The following is a 7,082-nucleotide window of genomic DNA, read 5'->3' as shown; positions in this document are numbered from 1 at the left end:
GGCCAGCCGGCAGCGGGCCAACAACGGCCCGAGCTGCGCGGGGCGCGGCGGTGCGGGTGGGGTCACAGGTCCTCCTGGCGGGCGTCGGCGCGGTGACGACCCACCCGCCCGACCTGCCGGCCGGGACGGACGTCGCCGCTTGAGTTGCTGACCCCCGCACGGGCACCGGGACCGCCCCCACCGCCCCTCCCATGCCACCCATTCCTACCCCGGGGGTACGACGCCCTCGCGCCCACCGGCCGGGGCGCGCGGCACGACACCGGTCATCGGGTGGGAAGCGCCTGGGTCACTGTCGCCTCGCCCGCTAGAGTCGGGTCGTGGCGCTCGGTCTTCCCTCGGTACTCCCCAATCCGCAGCCAGCGATCGGGGAGCTCATCCGTGAGCGTCAGCCGACCTTCTCGTTCGAGTTCTTCCCGCCCAAGACCGACGCCGGGGAGCGGCTGCTCTGGCAGGCCATCCGCGAGTTGGAGTCGCTGCGTCCGTCGTTCGTGTCGATCACGTACGGCGCGGGCGGGTCGACGCGGGACACCACTGTGGCGGTGACCGAACGGATCGCCACCGACACCACTCTGCTGCCGATGGCCCACCTGACCGCTGTCGACCACTCCGTCGCCGAGCTGCGACACGTGATCGGCCGGCTCGCCGGGGTGGGGGTGCGCAACGTGCTGGCCGTGCGCGGCGACCCGCCGGGCAACCCGGGCGGCGAGTGGATCCGCCACCCCGAGGGAGTGGACTACGCCGAGGACCTGGTCCGCCTGGTGCGCGATTCCGGCGACTTCAGCGTCGGCGTGGCGGCCTTCCCGTACAAGCATCCCCGCTCGCCCGACGTGGCCAGCGACACCGCGCAGTTCGTCCGCAAGTGCCGGGCCGGCGCGGCGTTCGCGATCACGCAGATGTTCTTCGACGCCGACGACTACCTGCGACTGCGTGACCGGGTGGCCGCGGCCGGCTGCGACACCCCGATCCTGGCCGGGGTGATGCCGGTGACCCAGATCGGCACCATCGAGCGGTCCGTGCAGCTGTCCGGCGCGCCCTTCCCGCCGGCGCTGGCGGCCCGCTTCGAGCGCGTCGCCGACGACCCGGAGGCCGTCCGCCGGCTCGGCGTCGAGCAGGCCAGCGAGATGTGCCGCAGGCTGCTGGACGAGGGTGTGCCGGGGATCCACTTCATCACCCTCAACCGGTCCACCGCGACCCGTGAGGTCTGGCAGAACCTGAAGGCCGGCGCGCGGGTGTGAATGCTGGTCCTGCGACACCTGATGCCCGGCACGACGGTTGATCCCCAGGTGGGCACACAGCTGAACTGGGATCAGTACGCCACGGCCTGGGCGCGGTTGCACGGCGGGTTCGACCCTCGGGTCGCGGCGCCGGTGGTGCGCGCGTGGCTGCGATTCGCGTACCACGTGGGGTATGTGCTGGGTCGGCTGCGGGTCAGCCCCACCGCGGTCACCGTGGCCGGGGTGCTGCTCTGCTTCTGCGTACCGTTGCTGGTGACCCGGCCGGGGAACGGCCTCTTCCTCGGCGCGTTGTTCGTGCTGCTCGCCGCCGTGGCGGACAGCGTGGACGGCGCGGTGGCGGTCGCCACCAGCCGCACCACCCGGCTCGGCTACGTCTACGACTCGGTCGCCGACCGGCTCGGTGAGGTGGCGTGGTTGCTGGCGTTCTGGCTGGTCGGCGCGCCGGGCGCGCTGGTCGTCGCGGGCGGAGCGCTGTCCTGGCTGCACGAGTACGTCCGGGCCCGGGCGGTCGCCGCCGGCATGCGTGACATCGGCGCGGTGACAGTGGGCGAGCGACCCACCCGGGTCTCGGTGGCGCTGGCCGGGCTGCTGGTCGCCGGGTTGGCCGGGCTGATCGAGCCGGATTTGGCCGCCGGCACCATCACCATGGCGACAGCGGTGTGGGTGCTGTTGGCCGGCTTCGGTCTGGGGCAGCTGCTCTCCACCATCCGCCGCGCCCTGCTCGACGCCGGCTGAGCGGGCCTACCAGGCGGGGCCGATCTCGTCGGCGACGATCTGCGCGGACAGGGTCACCATCGGCAACCCGCCACCCGGGTGGGTGGAGCCGCCCACCAGCCACAACCCGTTCGCCGGGCCCCGGTTGGCGGGGCGGAGCAACCCTCCGGCGGTGCCGTAGATCGAGCCACCCGGCGCGCCGGTCGCCGCGTCCAGGTCGGCCGGGGTGCGGACCTCCCGGAACAGCACCCGGTCGCGCACGTCCACGCCGCGCCGCGCCAGCACCTCCAGGATCCGATCGGCGTACGCGTCGGCCAGCCCCGGCCGTCGCCAGTCGACAGCGCCCGCCGCGGTGCCCTGCCGTGGGGCGTTGACCAGCACGAACCATGCCTCGTGCCCGGCCGGACGGACCATCGGGTCGTCGGCAACTGTGACGAACACCGTCGGGTCGGCCGCCGGCCGTGCCCGTACGCCGCGCCCGGGGTCACCGAAGACCGCGTCGAACTCCGCGTCGTAGTCACCCGGGAAGAAGACATTGTGGTGGGCCAGCCCGGTGCTGCCGGAGACGCCGAGCAGCAGCACGAAACCGGCGAGGCTGCGGTCGGTCAGCCCGGCCAGCCGACGGGGGTGCGGCAGCAGGTCACGGTAGACGGTGAGGGCGTCCACGTTGGCCACCACCACGTCGGCGGGCACCGGCGCGCCGACACCGGCGAGGCGTACCCCGTGCACCCGGCCGCCGGTGGCGTCGATCCGGGTGACAGTGGCGTCGGTCTGCACGACCACGCCCAGGTCCAGACAGCGGGTGAGCAACGCGTCGGCGAGGGTGCCCAACCCGCCGCGCAGGTACCAGCCACCGAAGGTCAGCTCGGCGTACGGGACCGCGACCAGCGCCGCCGGCGCCCGGCGGGGGTCGGCCCCGGTGTAGGTGGCGTACCGGTCCAGCAGCATCCGCAGCCGGGGGTCGGACAGGTGTCGGCGGCCCAGGCCGCGCAGGGTGCGGCCCGGTGCGATGGCGGCCAGGTCACCGACCCGCCAGGCCAGCGACGCGAGGTCGCGCGGGGAGTCGACGGTACGGCGCAGGATGTCCCGCGAGGAGGCGTTCCACACCCGCGCGGCCCGATGCCACAGCCGCTGCCAGTCGGTCGCCGCCCGATCGCCGAAGGCGGCGCCGATCCTCGTGGCGAACTCCACCGGGTCGGCGCACGAGTCCAGGGGTGGGCCGCCGTCTCCGAAGACGTGCCGGACGATCGGGTCCAGCGGGACCAGGTCCAGGTACTCGTCGAGCTTGGCCCCGGTCGCCTCGAACAGGTCGTGGAACACCTCGGGCAGGGTGAGCAGGCTCGGCCCGGTGTCGAAGTGGAACGAGCCGGCCGGAGTGTCGTGCGCGTACCGGCCGAGCTTGCCGCCGACCGTGTCGGCCCGTTCGAAGACGGTCACCTGGTGCCCGGTGGCGGCCAGCCGGGCGGCGGTGGCGAGGCCACCCACCCCGGCGCCGACGACCACGATCCGCGCCATGCCGTGCCCTCCTAGCTGACCGGGCGACCCCGCCAGGTCAGGCGGCGTCGCTTTCGCAGATGGTACGACCGCAGGGTCAGCCAACCGAGGACCACGACCGACACGGGGTGTGCGAGCGCGTCGGGCCACCACCGGCCCCCGGTCGCCCGGGCGGTGAGCACCCGCCCGATCACCCCGAGCAGATAGCCGGCCAGGCCCACGGCGGCCACCCCCGGCGCGCCGGCCGCCAACCCCACCAGCGCGATCAGCGGCGGGGCGGTGTACAGCAGCAGCAGCGCCGCCACCACGGCCGCCGCCGCGCCCGGGTGCCCGAACGACGCCCAGAGCGACTTCGAGTACCCGTCGCGCAACTGCGGCCAGTCGTCGTACATCCGGCAGGTGGCCAGCCGGGACCCGTCGGCCAGGGCGATCCGCCCACCGGCCCGCTTGACCGCCCGGGCCAGCTCGACGTCCTCCAGGATCTTGTCGGCGACCGCGGCGTGCCCGCCGGCGGCGGTGTAGCCGGCCCGGTCCAGCACCAGGAACTGGCCGCCCGCGGCGGCCAGCGACGGCCGCGACGAGCGCTCCATCGCCCGCAGCGGCAGGAAGGTCAGCCAGAGCCACTGCAACAGCGGCTGCACCAGCCGGTCGGCCGCCGTCGCCACCACGATCCGGGGGTACGGCGACAGCAGCGTCGCGCCGGCGGCGCGCAGCTCGGTGACGGCCGCGGCCACGGCGTGCGGGGCGAGCACCACGTCGGCGTCGACGAAGACCAGCGCGGTGGCGTCGGGGTCGGCCCGGGCGGCCAACTGCCAGCAGGCGTGCGGCTTGCCCAGCCAGCCCGGCGGCGGCGAGACCCCGGTGAGCAGCGTGACCCGGGGGTCGTCGCCGGCCACCGCGCGGACCACGTCGGCGGTGCCGTCGGTGGACCCGTCGTCGAGGACCACGATGCGCAGCCCGGGCACGCCGCGTTGGGCGAGCAGGGCACGCAGGCATCCGGTGACCCGGGCGGCCTCGTCGCGCAGCGGCAGCAGCACGGCGACCGGCTCGTCGACCGGGGTGGGCCGGTCGGTGGGCCGGCGCAGCCAGCGGACGGCGTTGAGCCAGGTGTGCCCGGTCAACGCGGCGACGGCGACGAGCAGGGCGAGCAGGACGGTCATCGGGTCGCGTCGACGCCGGGCCGGTGCGGCTGGTGGTCCTCCTGGCGGGTCTCACGAGCCCGGCGGGCGCGCAGCACTGTCACCGCCAGCGGTATCGCGGTCACCGACATGCCGGCGGCGCCCCAGAGCGCCGAGGCGGGCAGGTCGAGGAAGACGGCGTGGGCCAGGATGCTGGAGAAGTACGTCCACAGGTAGAGCGCGGTCATCGGGTGGTCCCGCCGGTCGGTGCGTTCGGCGGCGGGCCCGGCCAGCGGGCGGAGCGCGCTCATCATCAGCACCGCGAAGAGCAGCCAGCCCAGGTAGTTGCTGACCGGGATGCCGGGCAGGCCGGGCAACGCCGGGGTGGCGTCGCGCCAGACCCAGTAGCCCTCGGCCACCATCTGCGGATCGAGGAAGAGGTCCCAGGCGGCGAGCCCGACGGTGGCCAGGGCGATCCTCCCCGCCCATCGACCGACCGTCGATCCGCCGCCGGTGCTGGTCGTCGACCCGCCGCTGGTGAGCCGGACCGCGGCCAGCCAGGCCGGCCAGGCCATCCAGGTCCAGGCCAGCGGAATGATCAGCGGCACCCCGGCGAGTTTGGGGCCCAGCTCGCCGGAGTAGTCGTAGCTGCCGAACGGCACACCGGTGGCCACCCCGATCGCCTCGATCGCGAACCCGCCGCCGGTGGCCACCGCGACCAGCGCCGCCGCGACCCGCGGGCCCCGGCTGAGCAGCGCGTGGCCGACCGAGAGCAGCCAACCGAGCACGACGGTGGCCACGGTGAGCCCGGCCCGGGTGTCGCCGGTGGTGAGCGGGTAGCAGATCTGGGCGAGCACCAGGACGGCGAGCAGCGCCCAGGAGATCCGCCGGGTCATGACGCCGGTGGGTCGAGTGGCAGATCCCGACCGAGTACGCCGAACGGCCGCTCGTCGCCGGGAAAGTGGAAGTTGCGCAGCACGTCGACGAAACCGAAGCGCCGGTACAGCCGCCAGGCCCGTGAGGTCTGCTCGTCGGCCTCCGGGGTGGACAGCAGCGTGGTGTCACCCTCGGCCATGCCGAGCAGCGCGCGCAGCTGCCCGGTGCCCAGACCGTGCCCCTGCGCCGGCGGCCGGACGTGCAGCTCGACCACCTCGAAGCAGTGGGTGAGCCAGCGTTGACGGGTCGGTGCGTCCAGCGCTCGGTGCACCTGGTCGTGCCACCACTGGCCGGAGGCGCCCAGGTAGCCGTAGCCGAAGCCGGCGAGGTGACCCTCGCTGGTCAGGCTGGCGACCGCCCGGAAACCCGGGCGGCGGACGTGGGTGGCGATGTAGCCGCGCCGGGCCTCCAGCAGGTCGGTGCGGTATCCCATCGCCTCGCCGTAGACGGCCACCACGTCGTCCAGCCGCCGGACGAGATCGTCCGGCGTCCAGCGCACCAACCTCATGCCCGTCCACCCTTCACCGTTGCCGGGCCACCGTCGGCGACCCATCCGAGCACCGACCGGTCGCCGACCACGTCGAGCACCTCGAACCGGGCGAACAGCTCCTCCGCGTACCAACCCTCGGTGGGGGTTCGCATGATCGCCGCCCGGTGCTCCGGGTGACGGTACGCGAACGCCACCAGGTCCGTCGGGTCGCGCCACACGCTCACCGTGCCCTGCCAACCCAGCGGTGCCTCCCCGACCCCGAACCGGGCCAGCAGCCCGGGCGCGTCGCGCAGGGCGGCGGCCACCGGGGGGATCGCCCGCCAGAAGGTGGCCGCCCGGCGGGCCCGCAACCGAGCCCGGGTCAGCGCCAGCACCGGGCCGGTGACCCGGCCACCCGGCGGGTCGCCGAACGGCTGCTGACCGGACCACTCGCCCCGGCTGGTCAGCGGGCGCAGGTCGACCCGGGCGGAGGCACGGGCGATGCGGGCCCAGGCGCGCCCGACCGTCGAGTCGTCGAAGTCGGCCGCGGTGGCGGGGGAGTCCCAGACGGTCAGCGCCGCCCACCGGGTCAGGTCGGCGTCGCCCGGCCCGAACCCGGTGCCGGTCCCGGTGCCCAACAGCTTGCCGAAACGGGCGCCCGGGAGGGCGCGCAGCCGGCGGGGGTCGACCGCCATCCGGGTCAGCGCCCGGGGCAGCGCGCCGCGGGAGGTCCGCCACACGTGCAACGTGACCAGCTCCGGTGCGGTGCTCACGCCACCTCGGCGTGGCTGCCGGCGGTGGGCGTGGCCTGCGCCGCTCGTACGTTCGGGTGTGGCTGCATGTCGCCATTCTTCCCGGTTGGGTCGGTGTCGGCTCACCCCGGTTCGCGCGGCTGGCACACCCGGCGCGTCACACGTTGCATTTTCGTCGGAGGGGAGGTGTACTGTCAGCAGCAGTTAGAACGAGTGTTCGATTGCCTCGAACGTTCGTTCCAACCGGCCGGAGCGCGGCGTTTCGCGGCGCCAGCCCCGGCGGTGCGGCTCCGCGGGCCGCACCTGGGTTTCCAGGCAGTCGCGAGCCTGGTCCCGACAGGCAGGATCGTCGCCCGCCGCCCAC

At 74.5% G+C, this 7,082-nt stretch carries 7 protein-coding genes; 2 read left to right on the top strand and 5 right to left on the bottom strand.

What is annotated here, in order from left to right; translation table 11 throughout:
* The first annotated feature begins 317 nt into the window (after positions 1–317).
* On the top strand, positions 318–1,235 hold the full coding sequence (gene metF, locus ACWCO3_RS29000) for a methylenetetrahydrofolate reductase [NAD(P)H] (RefSeq protein WP_145779705.1): 918 nt from the start codon (positions 318–320) through the stop codon (positions 1,233–1,235).
* 21 nt (positions 1,236–1,256) lie between these two features.
* The gene (locus ACWCO3_RS28995; RefSeq protein WP_145785524.1) at positions 1,257–1,970 is read left to right on the top strand and encodes a CDP-alcohol phosphatidyltransferase family protein; all 714 of its coding nucleotides are present in this window, start codon (positions 1,257–1,259) and stop codon (positions 1,968–1,970) included.
* Between the two features lie 6 nt (positions 1,971–1,976).
* Here the strand turns inward: ACWCO3_RS28995 and ACWCO3_RS28990 are convergent, their stop codons facing one another.
* The 5 genes from ACWCO3_RS28990 to ACWCO3_RS28970 are packed head-to-tail and all read right to left on the bottom strand — an operon-like array spanning position 1,977 to position 6,739.
* Positions 1,977–3,464, bottom strand: coding sequence for a phytoene desaturase family protein (locus ACWCO3_RS28990; RefSeq protein ID WP_145779706.1), 1,488 nt, complete (start codon positions 3,462–3,464; stop codon positions 1,977–1,979).
* Between the two features lie 11 nt (positions 3,465–3,475).
* Entirely contained in the window at positions 3,476–4,603 is a 1,128-nt protein-coding gene (locus ACWCO3_RS28985; protein ID WP_358051476.1) for a glycosyltransferase, read from the bottom strand.
* Complete coding sequence (locus tag ACWCO3_RS28980) at positions 4,600–5,457, bottom strand: carotenoid biosynthesis protein (protein ID WP_450013059.1); 858 nt, start codon at positions 5,455–5,457, stop codon at positions 4,600–4,602. Before ACWCO3_RS28980 ends, ACWCO3_RS28985 begins: the two co-directional genes overlap by 4 nt.
* A complete protein-coding gene (locus ACWCO3_RS28975) occupies positions 5,454–6,005 on the bottom strand; it encodes a GNAT family N-acetyltransferase (RefSeq protein ID WP_357935817.1) in 552 nt (183 codons plus the stop codon). Before ACWCO3_RS28975 ends, ACWCO3_RS28980 begins: the two co-directional genes overlap by 4 nt.
* Positions 6,002–6,739, bottom strand: coding sequence for a monooxygenase (locus ACWCO3_RS28970; protein WP_145779710.1), 738 nt, complete (start codon positions 6,737–6,739; stop codon positions 6,002–6,004). The genes ACWCO3_RS28975 and ACWCO3_RS28970 overlap by 4 nt, the downstream gene beginning before the upstream one ends.
* Positions 6,740–7,082 lie beyond the last annotated feature (343 nt).

This window comes from Micromonospora sp. NPDC002411 (genome assembly GCF_053592955.1).
Note: the sequence above shows the minus strand (reverse complement) of the source record. Positions and strands in the feature narration are given on the sequence as shown.

Excerpts from the sequence above, each read along its gene's own strand:
- ACWCO3_RS28975 (WP_357935817.1), bottom strand. The coding sequence starts at position 6,005 with ATGAGGTTGGTGCGCTGGACGCCGGACGATCTCGTCCGGCGGCTGGAC.
- ACWCO3_RS28980 (WP_450013059.1), bottom strand. The coding sequence starts at position 5,457 with ATGACCCGGCGGATCTCCTGGGCGCTGCTCGCCGTCCTGGTGCTCGCC.
- ACWCO3_RS28995 (WP_145785524.1), top strand. The coding sequence starts at position 1,257 with ATGCCCGGCACGACGGTTGATCCCCAGGTGGGCACACAGCTGAACTGG.
- ACWCO3_RS28985 (WP_358051476.1), bottom strand. The coding sequence starts at position 4,603 with ATGACCGTCCTGCTCGCCCTGCTCGTCGCCGTCGCCGCGTTGACCGGG.
- ACWCO3_RS28990 (WP_145779706.1), bottom strand. The coding sequence starts at position 3,464 with ATGGCGCGGATCGTGGTCGTCGGCGCCGGGGTGGGTGGCCTCGCCACC.